The organism is Streptococcus lishijunsis, assembly GCF_047290665.1.
In the GTDB taxonomy this organism is placed as follows: Bacteria; Bacillota; Bacilli; order Lactobacillales; family Streptococcaceae; genus Streptococcus.
Window position 1 is genome coordinate 1 of the sequence record NZ_JBLBUC010000046.1, and the last position, 1748, is coordinate 1748.

Below are 1748 nucleotides of genomic sequence, written 5' to 3' on the forward strand. Positions count from 1 at the left end.
AGTGTCTAGTGAATTTTTGTTTTTTCACTGTCTACTATATGGGGAGTATATCATATAACACTTTGGGAGTTTTTTTAAGACATCGCTGAAAGCTATTTTGAACCACTAGCACAGCTAGTGGTTTTCAGAAAACAAATAAAAAAACAGACTAGTCTAAGTGATATAAAAATCAACCGACAAATCCTCATCAGACTCATAGGATTTCCAAGCAATGTTAAAACCATATCGACCACTCCAAGTTGCATGCCACTTGTCATAGTAAGGAACTCTACTATAATCATCAAACACTAGCTCATCTTCATGTTCTAGAGATTCCTCACCTGTGATACCGAAATGAATGCCATCTTTTTCCCATGAATTCCCCAAAACACACTCATCTGAAACACTATCAATCCATCTGCTAGCATCAATATCAAAATCAGTGCATAATGTCAAAGACTCAAATGTACGACAGTTGATATGATAAGGCTTGATATGCACTACCGCGTCAATATCATATCTGTCATATCTCTCCTCTAACAGAGTCACCTTCATTGGGATAGGAACCCCATTTAACTCTAACCACCAAGAACCAAGACGATTACGCAACATAGAAAACACTTCATTTTTGACGATCGCAGATGTACTTTGTGTCAAATCAAGACATTGCCCTTGAGCTTCTAACTCCCTTGCTATCTCCGTGGCTTTAGTTTCATCAAATCTAGAATAGCGTTTAATCACCTGTTTGAGCTTATCAACGGGATAAGGAATATCTTTTGGAAACGCACGATAGGCATTTTGAACCTGAGCAATCTTTTCTGTATTATCAGCGCCAACAGGTACAACGACATAATGATTTTCTTTGATTGTCTCATCATCACAAAGGTAGGTGTAGGCATCACCAAACAACGTAAAGGTCACCGAAGCGACTCGATAAAGCCTGTCAGGTGCTCTAAGCTCAACAGAGTCATCTGGCTCTTTCTCACCACTAGCTAAAGGTAGTTTTTGATAAAAGGTATAACGATTAGGATTGTCATCTTCGCCAAAGACCATTAAACTACCACAGTTAGGGCACTTCCAAACATCATATGACTCAACCAAAAGATCCTTATAATCAATGTTATTGTCTTCATCAGCCATAGTTGTGATGTCTGTCCACCACTCATCCGAAAAAGCTAAAAAAGCATTCGGATCTGAAGTAGCGTGATCATCCATTTGATGCCCACACTCACAAGTCCATCTTCCCATAATTAAACTCCTATATCTCCTCACAAATATTTTTTATCTCGCTATTATTATACCACGAAATGATGAAAAAACTGCGACCTGTCAGTCACAGTTCCTACATCATACCTTACTCAGCCGCATCCCAAACGTAGCCTTCTTCTAGAGCTTCTCTTTCTGTCATTTCAACGTACTTGTCTGAGTCACTTCCTTTATAGTCATAATAGCCATCATCCTCATTAACATAAACACAATAATCATACTGCTCATAGTCTCGATCAAGTTCAGCAGAATCTGATTTTTTGGAACCGCTACTTTCCTGACGGACGTAAACATCACCTGTGACCTTACCAGTCATATAATCAATGGTAATATGTGGTGCAACATTGTCGATAACAACTGTAGCAATACCATGTTTATCAAAAGTCTCTTCGCCTTCAAGGTCGATTTTCTTGAGTTGTCCTTTCTCATTTAGACCTACATAACGTAATTTATAGTTAAATGAAATAAAAGTAGTACATTTATGGTATAATGTATTTATGGCA

General features: G+C 38.0%; 1 protein-coding gene and 1 pseudogene. Both read right to left on the reverse strand.

From position 1 onward, the window contains the following. Positions 1 to 153 precede the first annotated feature (153 nt). Positions 154 to 1227: a DUF8617 domain-containing protein gene (locus tag ACLN19_RS09060; protein WP_413385518.1), complete on the reverse strand. Its 1074-nt coding sequence runs from the start codon at positions 1225 to 1227 to the stop codon at positions 154 to 156. A 106-nt stretch (positions 1228 to 1333) separates the two neighbouring features. Continuing rightward, a pseudogene (locus ACLN19_RS09065) lies at positions 1334 to 1748 on the reverse strand (hypothetical protein); the annotation flags it as partial.